Origin of the sequence: Microbacterium sp. NPDC089189 (assembly GCF_040685095.1) — a bacterium.
Classification (GTDB): domain Bacteria; phylum Actinomycetota; class Actinomycetes; order Actinomycetales; family Microbacteriaceae; genus Microbacterium.
This window is the reverse complement of sequence record NZ_JBFBHG010000001.1, coordinates 112,044-134,687: the sequence shown is the minus strand read 5'-3', so window position 1 is coordinate 134,687 and position 22,644 is coordinate 112,044. Positions and strand designations below refer to the sequence as shown.

The following is a 22,644-nucleotide window of genomic DNA, read 5'->3' as shown; positions in this document are numbered from 1 at the left end:
CCCCAGCCATAGACATAAGGAGACATCATGGCTTTCACCAACGACGAGGTCCTCGCCGGACTCGCCGAGCTCATCACGGACGAGACGGGTATCTCGGCCGACGAGGTCGCGCTCGAGAAGTCGTTCACCGACGACCTCGACATCGACTCGATCTCGATGATGACGATCGTCGTCAACGCAGAAGAGAAGTTCAGCGTCACCATCCCGGACGACGAGGTCAAGAACCTCAAGACCGTCGGCGACGCCGTCACCTTCATCACCTCGAACCAGGCGTGATCCGCCGCGGTGGGGGCGCTGAGCCCCCACCGCATCGACCCAGAGAGCGAACATGAGCACGACCCGCATCGTCGTCACCGGCATCGGCGCCTCCACCCCCCTCGGGGGCACCGCACCGGAGAGCTGGTCCGCCCTGCTGAACGGCGTCTCCGGCGCCCGCACGCTCGAGCACGAATGGGTGGAGAAGTACTCCCTGCCCGTCACCTTCGCCGCCGAGGCGATCGTGCGTCCCAGCACCGTCCTCGAACGTCCCGTCGCCAAGCGGCTCGACCCGGCGTCGCAGTTCGCCATGGTCGCCGCGATGGAGGCGTGGGCGGATGCCGGGAGCCCCGACGTCGACCCCGAACGCCTGGGAGTCGACTTCGCGACCGGCATCGGCGGCGTGTGGTCGCTTCTCGACGCCTGGGACACCCTGCGCGAGAAGGGCCCCCGACGCGTCCTTCCGATGACCGTCCCCATGCTCATGCCGAACGCGGCGGCCGGCAACCTGTCGCTGCACTTCGGCGCCCGTGCGTTCGCACGCACCGTCGTCAGCGCGTGCGCGTCGAGCACCGAGTCGATCGTGAACGCCGTCGAGCACCTGCGGTCCGGCCTCGCCGACATCGTCATCGCCGGCGGCACCGAGTCGGCGATCCACCCGATCACGATGGCGTCGTTCGCATCGATGCAGGCACTCTCGAAGCGCAACGACGACCCGTCGACCGCCTCGCGGCCCACCAGCATCGACCGCGACGGCTTCGTCATGGGCGAGGGCGCCGGCGCACTCATCCTCGAGACCGAGGAGCACGCGCGTGCCCGCGGCGCGAAGATCTACGCCGCCGTCGTCGGCGGCGGCGTGACCGCGGACTCGTACCACATCACCGCCAACGACCCCGAGGGCGTCGGCGCGGCCCGTGCCGTGCGGCTGGCGCTCGACATGGCCGGCGCATCGCCGGACGACGTCACGCACATCAACGCGCACGCCACCTCGACCCCGGTCGGCGACCCCAACGAGTACCAGGCGCTCAAGACGGTCTTCGGCAGCCGGGTCGATGAGATCCCGGTCTCCGCCACGAAGGCGTCCACCGGCCACCTGCTCGGCGGCACGGGTGCGTTGGAGGCCATCTTCACGGTGCTCGCCATCGGCGCGCGCCAGGCTCCGCCGACGATCAACCTCACGACGCAGGATCCCGCGGTGCCGTTCCGCGTCTCCGGCGAGGTGCAGGATCTCGGCTCCGGCGACCAGCTGGCCATCAGCAACTCGTTCGGCTTCGGCGGACACAACGCGGTGGCGGCTTTCGCCAGCGTGTGAGCCGTTCCACCACGAAGGGCCCGGGGTGCTCCCCGGGCCCTTCGTCGTCGCTCTTCTCTTCTCGGGTGGCGGTTCGCGTTCCCAGCGCCGGGGATGATCCATCCGACATCCGGTAGTGGCGCCCCGCCACCCGAAACCTCGGTCAGCCGACCTTGTGCAGCCAGACCACGGGCACTTCGTCGCCCGCGTGACGGAACGGCTCGAGCTCTTCGTCCCACACCGCACCGAGTGCGACGTCGAGCTCACGACGGAGCTCGACCGGGTCGCCCGCGGCGATCTCGATCGCGTATCGGATGCGGTCCTCGCCGATCACGACGTTGCCGGCGGTGTCGGTCTGCGCGAAGTGGATACCCAGGTCCGGCGTGTGCATCCAGCGGCCGCCGTCGGTGCGCGCGGTGGGGTCCTCGGACACCTCGAAGCGCAGGTGCTCCCATCCGTGCATCGCGCTGGCCAGGGCCGCCCCCGTACCGTCGGGAGCCTCCCAGAAGAACTCCATACGCCGGCTGCCGGGCAGGACCGGCTGGTCGGACCAGTCGAAGTTCACGGCGCGACCGAGGACGCGCCCGACCGCCCACTCGAGGTGGGGGCACAACGCTTTCGGCGCCGAGTGGACGTAGACCACTCCGCGCGCCATGTGTGCAGCCATTTCATCTCCGATCATCAGGTGCGTCTTCCCCTACGACCTGAACCCGGAGTGGGCTGTGTTGTGCGTTCTTTCGGCAATTATCACCGGCCCTCTCGAAAATCACAAGTCTGTAACTCTCCTGAGAGCCCCTGTCCACAAGGCTTCGATGGGGCGGGGCTCACTCGGGTAGCGTCGAGGCACGTCCCGCAGAGGAGCATGCACGTGATCGAATTGACCATGTCCCCCACCGCCCGACGGTCGTCGACGTCGATGAACATGGTGATCGCGGCCCTGTTCGGCCTCATCCTCATCGTCCCGGGCGTGGTGATGGTCGCGGTCGGACTCCCCCTCGGGTGGCTCTATCTGGCGCTGGGGCCCGTGATGATCGGGCTGACCGCCCTGCTCGTGCGGCGGCAGAACGGCAACTCGCTGCTGCGGTTCGGCGACGGGACCTACACGCTGCGGGGACTGGGACGCGAGAAGCGCTTCACCGTGGACGACGTCGAACGCGTCGTCACGGTCTCGCGCATGGGCCTCGGCGCCCTCGGCGAGACGCACCATCTGATCGTCGTCGGTCGCGACCGACGCCTGCTCATCCTGGTGGGCTACATGTGGTCGATCGAGCAGATGACGCAGCTCAGCGACGACCTGGTCGGCCGCGGTGTACCCCTCTACCCTTTCCCGCAGCCGATCACTCCCGCCCAGCTCCGGGCTGTCGACCGGCGCTTGATCCCGTTCATCCAGGCGCACCCCGTGGCGAGCGGCCTGCTGATCGGCCTCGGCGCCTTGATGCTGATCATCGTGATCTTGCTGATCCTGGTGTTCATCCTGGTCGCGCTCAGCTAGGCGCCCGGGCACTCGACCGGGGCATCGCGCGGACGGACGGCATCCGTGCCCGGTCGCTCGGGACGGACGGTGGTAGGGCGGGTGGGACTTGAACCCACGATCGTCGGGTTATGAGCCCGCTGCCTTGACCAGCTTGGCCACCGCCCCCTGCGCCGAAAATCCTACCGCGCGGAGCCCGGCGACTCGGAACCGCGCTCGAACGGCAGCTCACGGCTGTCGCTGATCACCTGCGGGTGATTGCGGGTGAGCGAGATGACACCGTAGACGGCGATCGCTCCGGCGACGGCGAAGCCGACGAGCGCGAGCGGCCCGGCGGTCGCCGCCTCCTGCAGGATGACGAGGCCGATGACCACGGCGACGATCGGATCGATGACCGTGAGGCCGGCGATCACGAGATCGGGCGGGCCCACCGAGTAGGCGGTCTGCACGAAGTAGGCGCCCAGCGTGACGGCGACGAGCAGGCCCAGGATGCAGAGGATCGACAGCCACCCGAAGTCGCCGCTCTGGATGTTCTTGATGACGACCTTGGCGAGCGTGGCCACGAAGGCGTACAGGATGCCGGCTGCGGCGATGTAGAAGAGCGGGCGCGCGTGCTTGCGCATCCAGAACCACCAGCTGAGCGCGAACACGACGACGACGATAACCAGCAGGCCCAGGATCGTCAGCAGTTCGGTCTCGGAGATGGGCTGTTCGGTGGCGACGAACGCGGCGATGGTGACGAAGATCAGGATGCCGCCGACGCAGGCGATGATCGACCGGATCGACGACGCGGTGGGCTTGTGACCCGAGACCCGGGCGTTGAGCAGTGTCGTGATCACGAGCGACACCGCGCCGAGCGGCTGCACCAGGATGAGCGGCGCGAAGGCGAGAGCGGTCAGCTGACACGCGATGCCGAGGCCGAGCATGACGCCACCCGCCACCCAGGAGGGGCGCCGCAACAGCTGCAGCAGCTGTCCGCCGCTCAGCCCGCTGTTGCCCTGGGCGTCAGAGAGCCGCTCCACCTTCATGACGCCACGGTGCTGGTACTGCGCGCCGAACGACATGAACACCGCGCCGAGCAGAGCCAGCGGGATGCCGATCAGGATCGCCGGGTCGCGGAAGACGCCGATGAGGTCGTCGGCCACGTCGTTGATGTTCACTCCGGCCCACAGCACCCTTAGACACTAACGGCAGCGGGCCACTCGGTAGGCTTTGACACGTGGCAGTCCTTCCGATTCGCATCATGGGTGACCCCGTGCTGCACTCCCCCGCATCCCCCGTCGAGTCCGTGACGGACGAGATCCGCACCCTGGTGGCGGACATGTTCGAGACGATGGACGCCGCGCCCGGCGTCGGTCTCGCCGCGCCCCAGGTCGGCGTGGGCCTGCGGATCTTCACGTACACCTACGAGGACGACGAGGGCGCCCCCTGGCGCGGCGTCGTGATCAACCCCGAACTGTGGATCGTGCCGCTGGAGCCGGGGATCCCCGACCCCGACGACGAGTCCGAGGGCTGCCTGTCATTCCCCGGCGAGCGGTTCCCGCTGCGCCGCGCGGAGCGTGCGCGGCTCACCGGCACCGACCTCGACGGAGCCCCCGTCGACATCACGGTCGACGGATGGCGCGCGCGTATCCTGCAGCACGAGTTCGACCACCTCGACGGCATCCTCTACGTCGACCGTCTCGACGACGGCGACTGGAAGACCACGCAGAAGATCGCGAAGAAGCGGGGATGGGGACGCCCGGGAGCCTCGTGGCTCCCGGGCGTCGACAACCTCGAAGGCTGATCAGACGGTCGGCTCTGCGGGTGCCGCGGCAGGCGCCGCCGGTGCCGCTGCGGGGCGGGACGCGGCCGACTGCTGCGCCTGACCCATCGCCTGTCCGACGACACGGCCCTGGATGATCTCCGTGAGATCGAGCCCGGTCGCTGCCTTCACCGCGTCGAAGGTGGCGCGCAGGCCCGAGGCCGACTCGTTCGCGAGGTGGCCGCTGGCGCCCTCGCCGCCGAGCACGGTGATCGATCCGACCTTGTCGTAGCCCTTGGCGAACTCGGTCATCATCGGCACGAGCGCCTCGAGGGCGCGCTGCGCGAGCAGTGCCTCCTGGTTGCGGCTGAGCGCCTCGGCCTCGGCCGTGATGGCCGCAGCGCGCGCTTCACCGGCGACACGGACGGCGTCGGCGTCGGCGTCGGCCCGCAGGCGCGTGGCCGTGGCGTCCTGCTGCGCGATCTGCGCCTGCGCCTCGGCGGCCTTGACCTTGCCGTAGGCGTCGGCGTCCGCGTTGCGCTGGCGCTCGTACAGGTTGGCGTCGGCGACCTTGTTGATCTCGGCGTCGAGGCGTGCCTGCTTGTTCTCGGCCTCCTGCAGGAGGACGGCCTGCTGGCGCTCGGCACGGGCCAGAGCCTCCGCCTGCTCGGCCTCGGCGTTGGCGCGACCGACCTCGGCCTGCGCGGCCGCGGAGTTCTTGTCGAGCGCGGTCTGCTCGATCAGGTTGGCTTCCTGCGTGGCGATGGTCCGTGCCCGGATCTCGCGCTCCGCGTTGATCCGAGCCACCTCGGCGTCACGCTTGACGCGCTCGACCTCGGTCGCACCCAGCGCCGAGATGTAGCCGTTGAGATCGGTGATGCCCTGGATCTGGAAGGAATCGAGGATCAGACCCTGAGACGACAGGTCGCCCTTGATGCCCTCGGCGATCTGGTCCGACAGGCGCTGCCGGTCGCGCATGAGCTCCTCGACGGTCAGCGTCGCCACGACGCCGCGGAGGGCACCTTCGAGCTGCTCGGTCGTGAACTGCTCTATCGCCTTGTCCTGCGACGCGAACCGCTCGGCAGCGCGGCGCACGGACTCGGGGTCCGAGCCGATCTTCACCAGCGCGACGCCGCTCACGTTCACCGTGACGCCGTTCGAGGACTGCGCGGTCGGCTCCATCTTGATCTGGCGGGCCCGCAGCGAGATCATCTCGCCGCGCTGCGTCAGCGGGTTGACGATCGCGCCGCCGCCCGTGATGACGGTGATGCGCGAGGAGTCGCCGTCCTTGCTCTTCTGCCTCTTACCGACGATGACGAGCGCTTCATCCGCCTTCGCCACGCGGTACCAGGCGCGGATCAGGATGAGAACGATCACCACCACGACGATCAGGACGACCACGCCGATGATGACGAATAGTCCGATGGCTCCGAGTGCGGCGATCTCCATGGCTCTCCTCCGGTAGCGCGCCGCGTCGACACGGCGCACAGCCAGCCTATCGAGACGTATGGACCGGCCGTCCACGCTTGTGGATACCGCCGACCTGCCGATAGGGGCGCGGGAGCCAAAGGAAAAGGCCCGGGGTGGAAGCCCGGGCCTTAAGTGAGAGCTGCGCTAGATAACGCAGTACTCTCGCTCCCCGGCTTGGACTCGAACCAAGAACCTATCGGTTAACAGCCGATTGCTCTGCCAATTGAGCTACCGAGGAATGCTGTCCTTCTCGCGAAGGCAACCGGACTATCGTAGCAAACGTCCGGGGCTCACGACGACACGAGGCGGTGATCCGCCTCCGAACTCGGCGTCCACTGCATACCGGTGGAGGTGCGTCCGTACCCGACGGCGTGACCGCCCTGCAGCACGAGCACATCGGCGTCGAAGCGGGCCATGGTCTGCGCCTCGTTGGCGACGAGCAGGAGCGCCGTGCCGTCCTCCTGCTGACGACGCTGCAGCACCTCGCGGACGATCTCGCGCGCCTCGACGTCGAGGTTGGTCGACGGCTCGTCGGCGACGACGATCTTCGGGTCGAGGAGCAGCGTCCGCGCCAGGGCCACACGCTGACGCATACCGGCGCTGAGCTCGAACGGGAACGAGTTCACGACGCCGAGGGGCAGGCCCAGCTCGTCGAGCAGCGTCACCACGCGCAGGTTGAGCGCGCGCATGTTGAGGCGCTTCTGGCGGCTCGTGGCGGGCTCCGCGACGATCTCTCCCACCGTCAGGCGCGCCGGAAGCTCCGCGCCGTCGGTCTGTCCGAGATACCCCACCAGCACTGGCAGCATCCGACGCCCGCGACCTGCGCGGCGGATCGAGATGCCCTCGACCACGGCGTCTCCGCCCACGACCGTCACGGAGTCGGCGGCGGCTCCCGCCAGCACGGCGGCGAGAGTCGATTTGCCCGAGCCGGTGGCACCCACGAGCACGAGCGCGCCGCCCCGCTGCAGACGGAAGGACACCCCGTCGATCACGCGTTCGCCGCGCGCGCTGTGCGCGATGCTCAGATCGCTGCAGACGATGCTGTCCTCGGGGGGCGTCATGGTGCTCATCCTGCCTGCTCCGTCCGTCGAACGCTACTGCGAGGCGGTCAGGCGCTGGCGCGCCGCATCCAGCTCGCGCAACCTCACCTGCACTTCACGCCCCTCGGCGGAGTCGGCGGTGAGGCGCTGCAGCGCACTGACGAGTTCGCGCTTGCGGCGGTCGATGGCACGCAGCTGGATGCGGATCGCGAGGTCCTTCGCCGACACCACCGCGTGCGCTTCGTCCTTGGCCGGGAAGACCCCGGTGAGCAGCTCGGCGGCGAGGGAACGGTAGGGCTCCCGCACGGCGTCCACCGCCGCGGCGGCCCATCCGGGCCGGGTGTGATCGGGCACCGCCGCGACGCTGGAGCGCACCGCTTCCAACGCCGGATGGGAGAACGTCTCGTCGAGGGCGGCGCGCAACTCGACGGGGTCGACGCGGTGGCCGTACTGGAGGAAAGCCATGAGGGCGTCCCGCTCGAGGTCGGCGTCACGCGGCAGCGACGCGAGCGTCACACGCACGACGGGCGCCGTCTCTGCCTCGCGCTCCGGCGCCGACGCGCGCGGCGTCTCGGCCTGCTCGGGCTTCTGCGCCCGCGCGCGCTGGCGGGCGACCTCGCGGTGCACGTCGCCGAGGTCCTCCCCCAGGCGTCGTGCGAGCACGTGCTCGTAGCGGCGGCGCAGCGGCTCGTCCTTGATGTCGGCGAGCAGCGGCGCAGCGGCGTTCAGACCGGCGAGACGACCCTCCACCGTGCCGAGATCCAGGCCCTTGAGCCGCTGGTCGATGACGAACTCGAACATCGGGACCTTGGTGTCCATGAGCCCGCGGACGGCCGCGTCGCCGCGGGCGAGACGCAGGTCGCAGGGATCGAGTCCGGTGGGGCCGACCGCGACGAAGCTCTGCGCCGTCGAGGTGCGCGTCTCGGCGAAGGCGCGGACCGCGGCCTTCTCGCCGGCCGCATCCGGGTCGAACGTGAAGACGATCTCCGCGGCGGTGTCATCGCCCATGATGCGGCGCAGCACCTTCATGTGCTCGCCGCCGAACGCGGTGCCGCAGGTGGCGACGGCGGTGGTGAGACCGGCGAGGTGAGCCGCCATCACGTCGGTGTACCCCTCGACCACGATCACCCGTCGCGGCTCCCCGCGGGCGATGTCGCGCTTGGCGAGATCGATGCCGTAGAGCACCTGCGATTTCTTGTAGATCGCGGTCTCGGGCGTGTTCAGGTACTTCGGGCCCTTGTCGCTCTCGAGCAGGTGACGCGCGCCGAACCCGAGCACCTGCCCGGTCACGTCACGAATGGGCCACACCAGCCGGCCGCGGAAGCGGTCGTACACGCCGCGCTGGCCCTGCGAGACGAGGCCGGCGGCGAGCAGCTCGTCACGCGTGAACCCCTGAGCGAGCAGCGCGTCGAGCATGCTCGACCATCCGGCGGGGGCGAAGCCCACCCCGAAGTGGGCCGCGGCACCCGCGTCGAAACCGCGCTCGCCCAGGAACCGCCGACCGACCTCCGCGTCGGGGGTCAGCAGCTGTGCCCGGAAATACTCGGCGGCCGCGGCGTTGGCGGCGTACAGCCGCGAGCGGCCGGAGGTCTCCGGGGCCGCGCCGCCTTCCTCGTAGTGCAACGAGTACCCCGCGCGGGCGGCGAGGCGTTCCACCGCCTCGGTGAAGGTCAGGTGATCCATCCGGCGCAGGAACGTGTAGACGTCGCCCGACTCGCCGCATCCGAAGCAGTGGTAGAAGCCGACCTGCGGCCGCACGTGGAAGCTGGGGCTGCGTTCGTCATGGAAGGGGCACAGGCCCTTGAGCGACCCGATGCCCGCCGACTTGAGCGCCACGCGTTCGCCGATGATGTCGGCGAGGTTGGTGCGTGCCTTCACCTCTTCGACATCCGCCTGCGAGATCCGGCCCGCCATCAGAACCCCTCGAGCGGCTCGGGCAGCGCGTACAGCGACCGCGCGATCGCGCGGCTGTCGGGCATCCAGACGTCGAGCGTCTCGCTGTCGATCGCACCGACGAGACGGTGGTGCCACCCGAGGGCGAAACGATCGGTGAGGCTCGCGACCTGATCCACGATCACGCGGCGCTGGGCGGCCTCGTTCGCCGCGTGCGCGAAGTCCTCGGCGTGCAGCGTGTCGAGGTGCTCGGGCGCTTCCCACAGCGCCGAGGCGAGGCGCTTCAAGACCTGGCGCTGCTCGCGGTAGAGGCTCTTCCGTCCCTCGATCGAGACCACGAACGCGCCGATCGTGCCCTTGAGCACAGCCATCTCGGCTTCGATGACGCGCGGCACGACGACGTGGCCCCGGTAGCGGGTCAGCACGGGGGTGGCGTAGGCCTCACGCGTGGCCGCGGTCGCCGCGCGCGCGAAGCGTCCGATCAGATCGGAGGTGAGGTTCTTCAACCGCGCATGGGCGGCCCGCGTGCCGTCGAAGGCGGGGATCCACTCGGGCAGTCGGGTGAGCCGGTACAGCGCGTCCTCGAGCTCGTCGCGGGTGAAGTCGTACCCCACCCAGGTCTGGATGGCGCTCAGCAGCGCGGCATGCTGGCGCGGGTCCGACATCCGCTGCGGATCGAGATAGCCGTTGACGATTGCGTCCTCGAAGTCGTGCACCGAGTAGGCGATGTCGTCGGAGAGATCCATGACCTCGGCCTCGATGCAACGGACGCGACCGGGCGCGCCCTCGCGCATCCAGCGGAACACCGGCTCGTCGTCCGGGTACACGCCGAACTTCAGGCGGCCGCCCGGGTCGGGCACGGGGCTGTCGATCGTCCACGGGTACTTGCACGTCGCGTCGAGGCTCGCCCGGGTGAGGTTCAGCCCGTAGCTCTCGCCGCCCGGACCGATGACCTTCGACTCGGAACGGGTGAGGATGCGCAGCGTCTGGGCGTTGCCCTCGAACCCACCGATGTCCTCGGCCCAGTCGTTCAGCGCACGCTCGCCGTTGTGGCCGAACGGCGGGTGCCCGAGGTCGTGGCTCAGGCACGCGGTGTCGACGACGTCGGGGGCGAGCTGCAGCGCCGAGGCGAGCTCGCGTCCCACCTGGGCGACCTCAAGCGAGTGCGTGAGACGGTTGCGGGCGAAATCGGCGGGGCTCGCCGGGCTCAGCACCTGCGTCTTGGCCGCGAGACGGCGCAACGATGCCGAGTGCAGCACGCGCGCCCGGTCGCGCGCGAAGTCGTCGCGCTGCGAGCGGTGCTGCTCGGGGTGGAAACGTTCGGCATCGACGTCGGCGTATCCGTCGGGCCGCAGACCCGACGACAGGGATTCGTCAACCGCCACTGTGATCCAGCTCCGCTTCCGCCATCGCGCCGGCGGCGTCCTTGGCGAGGTCGCGACTGTCGAGCCACCCCTCGGGCAGCGCCGGGCGCTTGGGTGTCCCGGCACGACCGCGCTGGCCTTCCGCCGCCTCGCCGGGGTACGGGGCGGTGAGATCGAGCGTGCCGATGAGGTCGTCGATCTCGGCGAGCGACGACGCCAACGCGAACTGCGCACGCGTCTCACCGCCCACCGGATACCCCTTGAAGTACCACGCCACGTGCTTGCGGATGTCGCGGCATCCGCGGTCCTCGTCCTCGAAGAACTCGACGAGGAGCTCGGCGTGACGCCGGAACGCGGCCGCGACGAACCCGAGGGTCGCATCGACCGGCTCGGTGCCCGCTCCCCCGCCCAGAGCGCGCGCGAGGTCGCCGAACAGCCAGGGCCGACCGAGGCAGCCGCGCCCGACGACGACGCCGTCGCAGCCCGTCTCGGCCATCATGCGCACGGCGTCGTCGGCCGACCAGATGTCGCCGTTGCCGAGCACCGGGATGCTGGTCACCGCCTCCTTCAGGGCGGCGATGGCCGACCAGTCGGCGGAGCCGGAGTAGAACTGCGCCGCCGTGCGGGCGTGCAGCGCGACGGCGGCGACGCCGGCGTCCTCGGCCGCGCGCCCCGCATCCAGAAACGTGAGGTGATCGACGTCGATGCCCTTGCGCATCTTCACGGTCACCGGGATGTGGCCGGCACCGTCGACGGCCGCGCGCACGATGTCGGCGAACAGGTCGGACTTCCACGGCAGGGCGGCACCGCCGCCCTTGCGCGTCACCTTGGGGACGGGACAGCCGAAGTTCAGATCGATGTGGTCGGCGCGGTCCTCATCGGCGAGCAACCGCGCGGCCGCGCCCACGGTGGCGGGGTCGACGCCGTAGAGCTGCACCGAGCGCGGTGTCTCGGACTCGTGGTGCCGGATGAGTCGCATCGTGGTGGCGTTGCGTTCCACCAGGGCGCGAGAGGTGATCATCTCGCTGACGTAGAGGCCCGCTCCGTACTCCCGGCAGAGACGTCGGAAGGCGGTGTTCGTGATCCCCGCCATAGGCGCCAGCACCGCGGGCACGTCGACCTCGATGGGGCCGAGCCGCAGGGGGCGCGCGGGGGCGATGGAGGTACTCACCTAGACATTCTCCCAGACCCGGAGCCGCCGTGGCGGCGTACGCTGAACCCATGAGCGAGACCACGTCCGACGACCTGCGCACCATCCCCTTCACGACCGCTGACGGGGGCGAAGCGACCCTCGGCGACTACGCCGACGACGTGCTGCTGATCGTCAACGTCGCGTCCCGCTGCGGACTGGCTCCGCAGTACGAGCAGCTCGAAGAGTTGCAGCGCACCTACGGCGAGCGTGGCCTCACCGTGCTCGGCTTCCCGTGCAACCAGTTCATGGGTCAGGAGCCTGGCAGCGTCGAGGAGATCCTCGAGTACTGCGCGACCACTTGGGGCATCACCTTCCCCGTGCTCGACAAGGTCAAGGTCAACGGCCCGGGTGCGGCGCCCCTCTACAAGGCGCTCAAGCGGGCGAAGGACGAGGAGGGCAAGCGCGGCCCCATCCTCTGGAACTTCGAGAAGTTCGTGCTGACGCCCGCAGGCGACGTGCACCGGTTCCGCCCGACGACCAAGCCCGATGACCCGGCGATCGTCGAGGTCATCGAGCGGAACCTGCGCGCCTGACTCAGACGGCGGGAGCCGCCTCGTCGGCGGACGCTTCCTGCCGCTCCGCCCACACCTGGCGGGCGATCTGCGCGAACGCGTCCGCCGGCTGAGCGCCGCTGACGCCGTACTTGCCGTCGATCACGAAGAACGGGACGCCGGAGATGCCGTAGGCGCTCGCCTTTGCCTTGTCGGCGTCGACCGCGTCGCGGAACGAGCCCTGCTCGAGCGCGGTGCGTGCGGCGGTCTCGTCGAGGCCGATCTCGCCCGCGAGCGCCACCAGGTCGTCGACGCGGCCCACATGGCGTCCCTCGACGAAGTAGGCGGCCATGAGGCGTTCGGTCATGTCGTACTGACGCCCCTGCTCCTTCGCGAAGTGCAGCAGTTCGTGCGCTTTGACGGTGTTGGTGTGCTTCAGGATGTCGAAGTGGTAGTCCAGGCCCGCCTCGGCGGCGACGCCCGTCACGCGGTCGAGCATCTGGCGCACCTGGTCGCGCGGCATCCCCTTGTGCCCGGCCAGGAAGTCCACCTCGTCGCCCTCGAAGTCCACCGGGGTGTCGGGAGAGAGTTCGTAGGAGTGGAACACGACCTCCACCTCGGGCGCGTTCTCGTCGGATGCCGTGGCGCGCAGCCCCGACTCGAGATTGCGCTTGCCGATGTAGCACCAGGGGCAGGCGATGTCACTCCACACGTCGATACGAATCGGGTCAGTCATGACGAGGGAAACGCCGTGCCCCACGTCGTGTATTCCCGTGCGGGGATGCTTCGCCGTGTTCATCCGATCGTTAGCATCCAATCGCGTGCCGCGGCCGGTCGATATGAGACGATGCTGATGGCTGCGATGGAAGCAGCGGGCCGTCGTGGGGACGGCTCACCGAGCACCACCTGGGGAAGTAGTCGTGGGGACCCGAACCTCCGCGCGCCACACGCGTCATCGCCGACGTCGTGCGAGCATCGCGATCATCACATCCGTCGTCGCCGTCCTGGTGGTGGCGGGCTCCGCCGCCGCAGCGACCGTCGTCCTGCCCGGGCTCTCGACATCGTTCCCATTCGCACCGGACCACACGTCCTCGCCGCTCGCGGTGCCCGACGGCGGGGAGGGCGCCGACCCGTCGACGCCGCCCGAACAGGACCCGCCGCTGCCGGACGGACCCGACGCCGAGCCGACGGTGTCGCCGGCTCCGGTCGAGCCTCCCGCCCCGCCGGCGCCGCCCGCTCCCCCGGCGCCCGTCTCGCCGCTCGCCCAGCCCTGCGACACGACATCCGTGATGTCGGTGTGGGCGCATCAGGACGACGACCTGATCTTCGCCAATCCCGAGCTGTCCGCCGCCATCTCCGCGGGCGAATGCGTGCGCACCCTGTACCTCACCGCCGGCGACGCCGGAAAGGGCCAGGCCTACTCGCGGGGCCGTGAGCTCGGCATCCTCCGCTCCTACAACGTGATGCGCGGCGCCAAGGCCTTCTGGGACGAGCGCAGCGTGGATCTGCTCTCGGGAGCCCGCCTGTCGGTCTTCTCCCCTCAGGGCGACCCGCGGGTGAGCGTCGCGTTCCTTCGGCTTCCCGACGGCGGGCTGAAGTCCAGCGGCTTCCCGGCCACCGGCGGGTGCAGCATCCCCCAGCTGCTGGCCGGCACGATCGCCTCGCTCGCCCCGCTGGACGGCGGCCCCGCGGTCACGGCGGCATCGCTGCAGCAGACGATCGCCGAGGCGATCACGGCATGGGGCCCGACCCGTCTGTTCACGCACGTGCCGGGGGCCTCTGCCCTCTCGGTGGGCGACCACCCCGACCACGCCGCGACGGGCTCGCTCGTACGCGCCGCGTGGCAGTCCGTCGGCTACCCGGTGGATGCGGTCCGGTACTTCATCGGCTACCCCTCGGAGAACCTGCCGATCAACCTCTCGGGCGACCAGCTGGCCCGGAAGGTCGACGTCTACCGGGTGTACGCCAAGGAGGACCTGGTCATCGCGTGCGCGGACAACGCCGCGTGCCTGCAGCGGCGCGGGTTCGGTGCCTGGTTGCAGCGCTCCTACCCGAAGACCGACGCCGAGCTCGGCATCGGCTGACGCGGGCTCAGCCCTCGGTCGGCTGATCCACGGCGCCGCCGAAGCGTCGATCGCGCCCGAGGTACTGATCGATCGCCCGCCACAGGTCGCGGCGCCCGAAATCCGGCCACAGCGTGTCGAGGAAGACGTACTCGGCGTACGCCGACTCCCACAGCAGGAAGTTGGAGGTGCGCTGCTCGCCGCTGGAGCGGACGAACAGGTCGACGTCCGGCATGTCGGGGATGTAGAGCCGCCGCTGCACGAGCTTCTCCGAGACCGCCGAGGGCTTCAGCCGCCCCGCGGCCACGTCGTCGGCGATCGAGCGGATGGCATCGACGACCTCGACGCGCCCGCCGTAGTTGACGCACATCGTGAGCGTCAGCACGTCGTTGTCGCGCGTGAGCTGCTCGGCGTACTGCAGCTCCTTGATGACCGATCCCCACAGGCGGGGCTTGCGTCCCGCCCACCGCACCCGCACGCCCCACTCGTTGAGCTGGTCGCGGCGCCGGTGCAGCACGTCGCGATTGAAACCCATGAGGAAGCGCACCTCATCGGGCGAGCGACTCCAGTTCTCGGTCGAGAACGCGTAGACGGACAGGTGGCGCACACCGGCCTGGATCGCACCGGCGACGACATCCAGCAACGCCGCCTCGCCCGCCTTGTGTCCTTCGACGCGCGTGAGCCCGCGAGCGTTCGCCCACCGGCCGTTGCCGTCCATCACGACCGCGATGTGCGCCGGCACGGCCCCCTTGGGGTACTGCGGCGGGTACTCCCCCGTCCAGTCGAGCGGACGGAACGGCACGGCGTCGCGGTGGGTGTACGGCTTGGGGCTCATCGGGTGGACTCCACGTGGGACAGGGATCGGATGCCGCGCTCGAGATGCCACTGCGCGTAGGCCGCGACGAGACCCGACGAGGCGGACGTCGCGCGCGAGGACGCGGCGTCGACGACGTCCCACTCGCCGGCCAGCAGCGCCCGCAGCAGCCCGGTGGTCTCGGCGTCGACCCGGGCAGACCCGGCGGGGGCGCAGTTCGCGCACACCATGCCGCCCGCCTGCGCGACGAAGGACGAGTGCGGACCGGGCGCCGCGCACCGGGCGCACTCGTCCAGCCCGGGAGCCCAGCCCGACAGCGCGAACGCGCGGAGCAGGTAGGAATCGAGGATGCTGCGCGGTGCGTGCGCGGACTGCGCGAGCGCCCGGAGTCCGCCCACCAGCAGCAGATAGTGCGACGGCGAGGCCTCGGCGTCACCCAGCCGATCGGCCGTCTCGGCCATCGCACTGGCGGCGGTGTAGCTGTCGTAATCACCCGCGATCTCGGCGCCGTAGGTGCCCAACGACTCGGCCTGCTGCACGATGTCGAGCGAGCGGCCGATGTAGAGCTGCACATCGGCGACCATGAACGGCTCCAACCGCGCGCCCAGGCGAGACGACGTGCGGCGCACCCCCTTGGCGACCGCCCGGATCTTGCCGGTGCGGCGTCCGAGCATGGTGACGATGCGGTCGGCTTCGCCCAGCTTGTGGGTCCGCAGGACCACGACTTCGTCGCGATAGGTGGGCACACTCGATTATCCCGCGCGCCAGCGACAATGGATGTGTGACCGAGCCGCTCTTCGTGATCCCGTTGTGGGCAGACCTGACCGCCGTCGCGCTCGGCGGGGTGCAGGGCGCCCTGTTCGCCTCGGGCTTCCGCGGCCAACGCCGCCTCGACATGCTCGGCGTGGCCATCATCGGCATCGTCATGGGCATGGGCGGCGGCCTCATCCGCGATCTGCTGCTCGGCGTCGCCCCGAGCACGCTGCAGAGCAACTGGTACCTGCTGACGGCGACCGCCGCGGCGCTGGTCGGCATGCTGCTCGCGGGGCTGTTCGCCCGGCTCAACAACGTGATCGTGGGACTGGATGCCCTCGTGATCGGTCTCTTCGGGGCATTCGGCACCAGCAAGGCGCTCGTCCTGGGGCTCCCCGTCGTCCCCGCCATCTTCGTGGGCGTGTGCGCTGCCGTGGGCGGCGGCATCCTGCGCGACATCATCATGGGACTGCCCGTCGCGATCATGCACGTCTCATCGCTCTACGGTGTGGCCGCCCTCGCGGGATGCGCCGTGTTGGCCGCGCTCGACGCGTTCGGCGTCGACCTGGTGCTGGCGGCCATCATCGGCGTCGTCGTCACGACCACCATCCGCATCCTCGCGGTCGTCTTCGACGTGTCGTTGCCCGAGCAGCGCATGCTCTACCGCCGCAAGGTCGCCGTCGAGACCGCGGCGATCCCGATCGTGCGACCGTCCGCCGAGCCCGAGGCGTGACACGGGACCGCGGCGCCCGCCCTGCCGCCGGCACGAGGCCAGGCAGGGGCGGACGCCGCGGGACGCGCGTCGGTCAGACCGCGGCGAGCTCGCGCTGACGCGTGCGGATGGCGCGGTTCACACCGGAGACGATGGCCTTGAGGCTCGCGGTGGAGATGTCGCCGTCGATGCCGACGCCCCAGAGCCGCTGACCTTCGACCTGCAGCTCGACGTAGGCCGCCGCCTGCGCGTCGCCGCCGGCGCTCATGGTGTGCTCGACGTAGTCGTAGAGCGAGATGTCGAATCCGCGGGAGCGCACGACCTCGAGGAAGGCCGCGATGGGTCCGTTGCCGTGCCCCGTCGCGTCCTCGACCTCGTCGCCGTCGCGCAGGCGCACGGTGAGCTCGACATCGCCCGACAGATCGCTCGAGGTGCGGGTTCCCATGAGTTCGAACCGACCCCAGCGGTTCGCGTCGTCGTCGGCGGGCAGGTACTCGTCGGTGAAGACCGACCAGATCTGGTCGCTGGTGACCTCGCCGCCCTCGGCGTCGGTCTTGGCCTGCACGACGCCGGAGAACTCGATCTGCAGCTTCCGAGGCAGGTCGAGCGCGTGGTCGCTCTTGAGCAGATACGCGACGCCGCCCTTGCCGGACTGCGAGTTCACGCGGATGACGGCCTCGTAGGAGCGCCCGAGGTCCTTCGGGTCGATCGGCAGATACGGCACGGCCCACTCGACCTCGTCGACCGTGACACCGGCCGCCGCGGCACGGGTCTCCATCGCCTCGAAGCCCTTCTTGATGGCGTCCTGGTGCGACCCGCTGAACGCGGTGAAGACGAGATCGCCGGCCCAGGGGCTGCGCTCGGGCACCGGCAGCTGATTGCAGTACTCGGCGGTGCGCTTGATGTTGTCGATGTCGGAGAAGTCGATCTGCGGGTCGACGCCCTGCGTGAGCATGTTGATGCCCAACGCCACCAGGTCGACGTTGCCGGTGCGCTCGCCGTTGCCGAAGAGGCAGCCCTCGATGCGGTCGGCCCCGGCCATGTAGCCGAGCTCCGCCGCCGCGATGGCCGTGCCGCGGTCGTTGTGCGGGTGCAGCGACAGGATGACGTTCTCGCGGTGGGCGAGGTTGCGGCTCATCCACTCGATCGAATCGGCGTAGACGTTCGGGGTCGCCATCTCGACCGTGGCCGGCAGGTTGATGATGACCTTGCGCTCGGGCGTCGGCTCGAGCACCTCCAGCACCTGGTTGCAGATGTCGACCGCGAACTCGAGCTCGGTGCCGGTGTAGCTCTCGGGCGAGTACTCGTAGTAGACGGCCGTCTCGGGGATCGTCTTCTCGTACTGGCGGCACAGCCGCGCACCCTCGAGCGCGATGTCGATGATGCCCTGCCTGTCGGTGCGGAAGACGACCTCGCGCTGCAGCACGCTCGTCGAGTTGTAGAGGTGCACGATGGCGCGCTTGGCACCGGCGATCGACTCGTAGGTGCGGGCGATCAGGTGCTCGCGCGCCTGGGTCAGCACCTGGATGGTGACGTCGTCGGGGATCACGCCGTCTTCGATGAGGTGCCGCACGAAGTCGAAGTCCGTCTGGCTGGCGCTCGGGAAGCCGACCTCGATCTCCTTGTAGCCCATCGAGACCAGCAGGTCGAACATCACGCGCTTGCGTTCGGGGCTCATCGGGTCGATGAGCGCCTGGTTGCCGTCGCGCAGGTCGACCGCGCACCAGCGCGGTGCCGCCGTGATGCGGGCATCCGGCCACGTGCGGTCGGGCAGGTCCACCCGGATCTGCTCGTGGAACGGGCGGTACTTGTGGATCGGCATGGCCGAGGACTTCTGCGTGTTCTCCATGGCACTTTCTCTCGTCATAGTGGCGGGCCGACGACGAGCTCCGCGACGAGAAAGGCCCTAGATCGAGGTCTCGTCGCGGCAGCTAAGGAGAAGGAGCGTGCCGGCGCGCATGCGGACAGCCTACACCCGCTCAGAATCCCAGACGCCCGAGCTGCTTCGGATCGCGCTGCCACTCCTTGGCGACCTTCACGTGGAGCGACAGGAAGACGCGCCGGCCGAGGAGCGCCTCGATGTCGGCGCGGGCGGTGGCGCCCACATCCCGCAGGCGCGAACCGCGCCGGCCGATGATGATGGCCTTCTGGCTGTCCCGCTCGACGATGATGTCGGCGAAGATGTCGGTGAGGTCGGAGTCCTCGCGCTCGGACATGTCCTGCACCGTGACCGCGATCGAGTGCGGCAGCTCCTCGCGGGCGTCGCCGAGCGCCGCCTCGCGGATGATCTCGGCGATCCGGTCCTCGGTGCTCTCGTCGGTCGTGACGTCGTCGTCGTAGAGCGCCGGCCCGATGGGCATGAGCGCCAGCAGCTCGTCCGAGAGCACGCCCAGCTGGTCGCCGGTGAGCGCCGAGAGCGGGATGACCGCTGCCCAGTCCTCGCGGAGAGCGTCGACCTCGATGAGGCGTTCGGTGATCTGCTCGCGCGAGGCGACATCCGTCTTCGTCACGATGGCGACCTTGCGCGCGCGGGCGTAGCCGCTGAGCGACTCCGCGATGCGGCGATCGCCGGGGCCGACCTTCTCGTTCGCGGGCGCGCAGAACGCGATCACGTCGACGTCGCCGAGCACGTCCTCGACGAGGTCGTTCAGGCGCTGGCCCAGAAGGGTCCGGGGTCGGTGGATGCCGGGAGTGTCGACGACGACCAGCTGACCCGCCGGGCGGTTGACGATGCCCCGGATCGCTCGCCGCGTGGTCTGGGGCTTCTCGCTCGTGATGGCGATCTTCTCGCCCACCAGCGCATTCGTCAGCGTCGACTTGCCCACGTTGGGCCGGCCGACGAAGGTGACGAATCCGCTGTGGAAGTCGTTCTCGGTGTGCTCAGTCATCGTTCTCCTCTGACCGTGACGGCGATCTCGCCCGTCCCCGGTGCGTTGGTCGTGTCGTCGGACGGTGCGCGCTCGACGAGGATCGTCGCGAGACCCCGCCCGCGTCCCCGCGAGGAGCCTCCGGTGAAGACGAGTCCCTCGTGCTGCACCGTGTCGCCGGGCTGGGGCACGCGGCCGATCACCTTGCCGAGCAGCCCGCCGACGGAATCCACATCCTCGTCGTCGAGCTCGAGCCCGAACAGGTCGCCCACCTCGTCGAGACCGAGGCGCGAGCTGACCCGGAAGCGTCCGGGCTCCAACTCGACGATCTCGCCGGTCGGCGCGTCGTACTCGTCGACGATCTCGCCGACGAGCTCTTCGATGAGGTCCTCGAGGGTCACGAGGCCGGCGATCCCGCCGTACTCGTCGACGACCATGCAGACGTGGACGGCGTCGCGCTGCATCTGCTGCAGCAGCGCTTCGGCACGCATCGACTCCGGCACGAAGACCGGCGGACGGGCGATGTCGGCGGCCGATCGGTGCGCCCACGCCTCCTCGTCGCCGAACGCCGCGCGCACGAGGTCCTTGAGATAGAGGATGCCGGACACGTCCTCGCCGTCCTCGGTGAGGACGGGGACGCGCGAGACACCCCGGTCGAGGAAGAGCGTGAGCGCCGTGCGGGCACTGTCGTCGGCGCCGAGGGTGACGATGTCGGTGCGCGGCACCATGACGGCACGGACGTAGGTGCCGGTGAACTCGAAGACCGAGTGGATGAGCTCGCGGTCGTCCTCTTCGATGAGGTCGTGCATGGCGGCCTCGTCGACCATGCTGAGCAGCTGCTCCTCGGAGTCGAACGAGGCGCCGCGGGCGCCGCCGGGGGTCACGCGACTGCTGAGGGCCACCAAGCCGTGCGCGAGCGGGCCCAGGAGGATCCGGACCCCGCGGATCGTGGGCGCGGCCGCGCGCAGGAGCCCCTGCGCGTGACGACGCCCCACCGAGCGCGGGCTGATGCCGACCGCGACGAACGACATGCCGGTCATGAGCACGACCGCGGCCAGGATCGCCCACCAGATGCTGTCGAACATCAGCATGAAGGCCGCGGTCACGAGCACCGCGGCCGCCGTCTCGGCCAGCACGCGGATGAACACCACCGCGTTGGCGTGCGCCTCGGGGTCGACCGCGACGCGGCCGATCTGCTCGGCGTTGCGCCCCGTGGCCGCCATCTCGAGGAGGTCCTGGCGGGACGTGACGCCGAAGGCGGCGTCGATGGCCGCCATCAGGGCGCCGAACGCGATCAGCAGGACCGCGGCGAGAAGAAGGAGCGCGGCGGTCATCCGCGGGACCGGCGCCGCTCGGCGACGGCGAACGACACGACCAGATCCCGCTGGAGACCGAACATCTCGGCGGCATCCTCGGGCTCGGCGTGATCGAAGCCGAGCAGGTGCAGCAGACCGTGGGTGGTGAGCATGACGAGCTCGTCGCGCGTCGAGTGCGGCGGCGTCGCCTCACGGGCCTGGGTCTCGGCGACCTGCGGGCAGAGCACGATGTCGCCGAGCAGCCCGGGAGGCGTCGGGACGTCCTCGGTGCCGGGGCGCAGCTCGTCCATCGGGAAGCTCAGCACGTCGGTGGGACCGGGCTCATCCATCCACTGCACGTGCAGCGCCTCCATGGCGCCCTCGTCGACGAGCAGGATCGCCACGTCGGCGTCGGGGCTCACGTGCAGCTCGGCGAAGTTGCTCTCCATGAGCCGCAGCAGGACGGTCTCGTCGATATCGACGCCCGACTCGTTGCTGATCTCGATCGTCATGGCCGCCCTCGCTTCGGTAGGTGATCCCGCGCTCCGCCGCGCCGCTCGGCGCGATTCGCGAACTCGGTGGCTTCGTCGCGCTCGCGCCGCCCCGCCAGCCGCCGCTCGTCGAACTCGGTGTACGCGTCGACGATGCGGCCCACGAGCGTGTGGCGCACCACGTCGTCGCTCGTCAGCGTGGAGAAGTGGATGTCGTCGATGTCCTTCAGCACGCGGGTGACCAGGCGCAGGCCAGAGGCTCCCTGGGGGAGGTCGATCTGCGTGATGTCGCCCGTGACGACCATGCGCGTGCCGAACCCCAGGCGCGTGAGGAACATCTTCATCTGCTCGGGCGTGGTGTTCTGGGCCTCGTCGAGCACGACGAACGAGTCGTTGAGGGTGCGTCCGCGCATGTACGCGAGCGGGGCCACCTCGATCGTGCCGCTCGCCATGAGCTTGGGCACGAGCTCGGGGTCCAGCATCTCGTTGAGCGCGTCGTAGAGCGGGCGCAGGTAGGGATCGATCTTGTCGGTCAGCGACCCGGGCAGGAACCCCAGTCGCTCTCCCGCCTCGATCGCCGGGCGGCTCAGGATGATGCGGCTGACCTCTTTGCGCTGGAGCGCCTGCACGGCCTTGGCCATCGCGAGGTACGTCTTGCCGGTACCGGCGGGACCGATGCCGAAGACGATCGTGTTCTCGTCGATCGCGTCGACATAGGCCTTCTGCCCGAGCGTCTTGGGGCGGATGACCTTGCCGCGCGACGACAGGATCGCCTCCCCCATGACTTCCGAAGGGGTCAGTCCCGTCGCGGTGTCGAGGATGCGGCGGGAGGCGCTCACATCGGTCGGGGCGAGGTCCTGGCCGCGGCGCGTCATGACCAGCAGCTCTTCGACGAGCCGCTTGGCGGCGGCCACCTCGGCGGCACCGCCGGAGAGGGTGATCTCGTTGCCGCGGACGTGCACGTCGACGTCCGGGTGCTCCTTCTCGACGACGCGCAGCAGCCGGTCCTGCGGACCCAGCAGCTGCACCATCGCGATGCCGTCGGCGAGCAGCGTCTCGACGGCCTGGTCGTCCTGCGGCTCAGCCATGTGTCGTCCCTTCGGTGAGGCCGCCGGCCAGGACGTGCGCGTGCACGTGGAAGACGGTCTGCCCCGCGTCGGCGCCGGTGTTGAAGACGAGGCGGAAGTCGCCGTCGGCGTGCTCGGCGGCGACGGCCCCCGCGAGCTCGACGATCTCGGCCAGGAGTCCCGGGTCGCCGGCGGCGAGCTCGACGACGTCGCGGTAGTCGGCCGTCTTCGGGATGACGAGCAGGTGCACCGGGGCCTGCGGCGCGATGTCGCGGATGACGAAGGCCCTGTCGGTCTGCGCGACGATCTCGGCGGGGATCTCGCCGTTCAGGATGCGCGTGAAAACGGAGGGCTCACTCATCCCCCCAGTC

Annotated in this window: 23 protein-coding genes and 2 tRNA genes; 7 read left to right on the top strand and 18 right to left on the bottom strand. The window is 69.8% G+C overall.

What is annotated here, in order from left to right:
* Nucleotides 1-27: 27 nt before the first annotated feature.
* Nucleotides 28-276 carry an acyl carrier protein gene (locus tag AB0N73_RS00665; RefSeq protein WP_363559303.1) on the top strand — a complete coding sequence of 83 codons (249 nt, stop codon included), beginning with the start codon at nucleotides 28-30 and terminating at the stop codon, nucleotides 274-276.
* A 52-nt stretch (nucleotides 277-328) separates the two neighbouring features.
* On the top strand, nucleotides 329-1,567 hold the full coding sequence (locus AB0N73_RS00660) for a beta-ketoacyl-[acyl-carrier-protein] synthase family protein (RefSeq protein WP_363559301.1): 1,239 nt from the start codon (nucleotides 329-331) through the stop codon (nucleotides 1,565-1,567).
* Between the two features lie 142 nt (nucleotides 1,568-1,709).
* Here AB0N73_RS00660 and AB0N73_RS00655 read toward each other — a convergent pair whose 3' ends face one another.
* Nucleotides 1,710-2,213 (bottom strand): DUF3145 domain-containing protein, encoded by a 504-nt coding sequence (locus AB0N73_RS00655; RefSeq protein ID WP_363559299.1) that lies wholly within the window; start codon nucleotides 2,211-2,213, stop codon nucleotides 1,710-1,712.
* A gap of 201 nt (nucleotides 2,214-2,414) precedes the next feature.
* Here AB0N73_RS00655 and AB0N73_RS00650 point away from each other — a divergent pair, with 201 nt between their 5' ends.
* Nucleotides 2,415-3,038 (top strand): hypothetical protein, encoded by a 624-nt coding sequence (locus tag AB0N73_RS00650; protein ID WP_363559297.1) that lies wholly within the window; start codon nucleotides 2,415-2,417, stop codon nucleotides 3,036-3,038.
* 70 nt (nucleotides 3,039-3,108) lie between these two features.
* On the opposite strand, the gene AB0N73_RS00645 is transcribed toward AB0N73_RS00650, so the two are convergent.
* Together AB0N73_RS00645 and AB0N73_RS00640 are read right to left on the bottom strand one after the other, a co-directional pair.
* Nucleotides 3,109-3,185 (bottom strand) — tRNA-Ile (locus AB0N73_RS00645).
* Nucleotides 3,186-3,199: 14 nt separating this feature from the next.
* Nucleotides 3,200-4,192: a DMT family transporter gene (locus AB0N73_RS00640; RefSeq protein WP_363559295.1), complete on the bottom strand. Its 993-nt coding sequence runs from the start codon at nucleotides 4,190-4,192 to the stop codon at nucleotides 3,200-3,202.
* A 44-nt stretch (nucleotides 4,193-4,236) separates the two neighbouring features.
* Here AB0N73_RS00640 and def point away from each other — a divergent pair, with 44 nt between their 5' ends.
* Entirely contained in the window at nucleotides 4,237-4,803 is a 567-nt protein-coding gene (gene def / locus AB0N73_RS00635) for a peptide deformylase (protein WP_363559293.1), read from the top strand.
* Here def and AB0N73_RS00630 read toward each other — a convergent pair whose 3' ends face one another.
* The 6 genes from AB0N73_RS00630 to dusB all read right to left on the bottom strand — a co-directional run bounded on the left by AB0N73_RS00630 (nucleotide 4,804) and on the right by dusB (nucleotide 11,699).
* Nucleotides 4,804-6,210: an SPFH domain-containing protein gene (locus AB0N73_RS00630; protein WP_363559291.1), complete on the bottom strand. Its 1,407-nt coding sequence runs from the start codon at nucleotides 6,208-6,210 to the stop codon at nucleotides 4,804-4,806.
* Nucleotides 6,211-6,396: 186 nt separating this feature from the next.
* Nucleotides 6,397-6,469, bottom strand: a tRNA-Asn gene (locus AB0N73_RS00625).
* Between the two features lie 52 nt (nucleotides 6,470-6,521).
* Complete coding sequence (locus AB0N73_RS00620) at nucleotides 6,522-7,292, bottom strand: ATP-binding cassette domain-containing protein (RefSeq protein WP_363559289.1); 771 nt, start codon at nucleotides 7,290-7,292, stop codon at nucleotides 6,522-6,524.
* 33 nt (nucleotides 7,293-7,325) lie between these two features.
* Nucleotides 7,326-9,185, bottom strand: a complete 1,860-nt coding sequence (gene dnaG / locus AB0N73_RS00615) for a DNA primase (protein ID WP_363559287.1) — start codon at nucleotides 9,183-9,185, stop codon at nucleotides 7,326-7,328.
* Nucleotides 9,185-10,549: a deoxyguanosinetriphosphate triphosphohydrolase gene (locus AB0N73_RS00610; protein WP_363559285.1), complete on the bottom strand. Its 1,365-nt coding sequence runs from the start codon at nucleotides 10,547-10,549 to the stop codon at nucleotides 9,185-9,187. Before AB0N73_RS00610 ends, dnaG begins: the two co-directional genes overlap by 1 nt.
* A complete protein-coding gene (gene dusB, locus AB0N73_RS00605; protein ID WP_363559283.1) occupies nucleotides 10,539-11,699 on the bottom strand; it encodes a tRNA dihydrouridine synthase DusB in 1,161 nt (386 codons plus the stop codon). Before dusB ends, AB0N73_RS00610 begins: the two co-directional genes overlap by 11 nt.
* A 50-nt stretch (nucleotides 11,700-11,749) precedes the next feature.
* Between dusB and AB0N73_RS00600 the strand changes: the two genes are divergently transcribed.
* Entirely contained in the window at nucleotides 11,750-12,253 is a 504-nt protein-coding gene (locus AB0N73_RS00600; RefSeq protein WP_363559281.1) for a glutathione peroxidase, read from the top strand.
* Nucleotide 12,254: 1 nt separating this feature from the next.
* Here the strand turns inward: AB0N73_RS00600 and AB0N73_RS00595 are convergent, their stop codons facing one another.
* Nucleotides 12,255-12,947 (bottom strand): DsbA family oxidoreductase, encoded by a 693-nt coding sequence (locus AB0N73_RS00595; protein ID WP_363559279.1) that lies wholly within the window; start codon nucleotides 12,945-12,947, stop codon nucleotides 12,255-12,257.
* A 184-nt stretch (nucleotides 12,948-13,131) separates the two neighbouring features.
* Between AB0N73_RS00595 and AB0N73_RS00590 the strand changes: the two genes are divergently transcribed.
* Complete coding sequence (locus tag AB0N73_RS00590; protein WP_363559277.1) at nucleotides 13,132-14,295, top strand: PIG-L family deacetylase; 1,164 nt, start codon at nucleotides 13,132-13,134, stop codon at nucleotides 14,293-14,295.
* Nucleotides 14,296-14,302: 7 nt separating this feature from the next.
* On the opposite strand, the gene AB0N73_RS00585 is transcribed toward AB0N73_RS00590, so the two are convergent.
* A complete protein-coding gene (locus AB0N73_RS00585; protein ID WP_363559275.1) occupies nucleotides 14,303-15,109 on the bottom strand; it encodes an isoprenyl transferase in 807 nt (268 codons plus the stop codon).
* Nucleotides 15,106-15,834 (bottom strand): DNA repair protein RecO, encoded by a 729-nt coding sequence (gene recO, locus AB0N73_RS00580; RefSeq protein WP_363559273.1) that lies wholly within the window; start codon nucleotides 15,832-15,834, stop codon nucleotides 15,106-15,108. The genes AB0N73_RS00585 and recO overlap by 4 nt, the downstream gene beginning before the upstream one ends.
* A gap of 35 nt (nucleotides 15,835-15,869) precedes the next feature.
* Between recO and AB0N73_RS00575 the strand changes: the two genes are divergently transcribed.
* On the top strand, nucleotides 15,870-16,574 hold the full coding sequence (locus tag AB0N73_RS00575; protein ID WP_363559271.1) for a TRIC cation channel family protein: 705 nt from the start codon (nucleotides 15,870-15,872) through the stop codon (nucleotides 16,572-16,574).
* A gap of 73 nt (nucleotides 16,575-16,647) precedes the next feature.
* On the opposite strand, the gene leuA is transcribed toward AB0N73_RS00575, so the two are convergent.
* From leuA to AB0N73_RS00545, 6 genes are all read right to left on the bottom strand, one after another.
* Nucleotides 16,648-18,402 (bottom strand): 2-isopropylmalate synthase, encoded by a 1,755-nt coding sequence (gene leuA / locus AB0N73_RS00570; protein ID WP_363559269.1) that lies wholly within the window; start codon nucleotides 18,400-18,402, stop codon nucleotides 16,648-16,650.
* Nucleotides 18,403-18,532: 130 nt separating this feature from the next.
* Nucleotides 18,533-19,441, bottom strand: a complete 909-nt coding sequence (era, locus tag AB0N73_RS00565) for a GTPase Era (protein WP_363559267.1) — start codon at nucleotides 19,439-19,441, stop codon at nucleotides 18,533-18,535.
* Nucleotides 19,438-20,754, bottom strand: a complete 1,317-nt coding sequence (locus tag AB0N73_RS00560) for a hemolysin family protein (protein ID WP_363559265.1) — start codon at nucleotides 20,752-20,754, stop codon at nucleotides 19,438-19,440. The genes era and AB0N73_RS00560 overlap by 4 nt, the downstream gene beginning before the upstream one ends.
* A complete protein-coding gene (gene ybeY / locus AB0N73_RS00555) occupies nucleotides 20,751-21,227 on the bottom strand; it encodes an rRNA maturation RNase YbeY (protein WP_363559263.1) in 477 nt (158 codons plus the stop codon). The genes AB0N73_RS00560 and ybeY overlap by 4 nt, the downstream gene beginning before the upstream one ends.
* Entirely contained in the window at nucleotides 21,224-22,294 is a 1,071-nt protein-coding gene (locus AB0N73_RS00550; protein ID WP_363559261.1) for a PhoH family protein, read from the bottom strand. The genes ybeY and AB0N73_RS00550 overlap by 4 nt, the downstream gene beginning before the upstream one ends.
* Nucleotides 22,287-22,634 carry an HIT domain-containing protein gene (locus AB0N73_RS00545; RefSeq protein ID WP_363559259.1) on the bottom strand — a complete coding sequence of 116 codons (348 nt, stop codon included), beginning with the start codon at nucleotides 22,632-22,634 and terminating at the stop codon, nucleotides 22,287-22,289. Before AB0N73_RS00545 ends, AB0N73_RS00550 begins: the two co-directional genes overlap by 8 nt.
* Nucleotides 22,635-22,644: the final 10 nt, after the last annotated feature.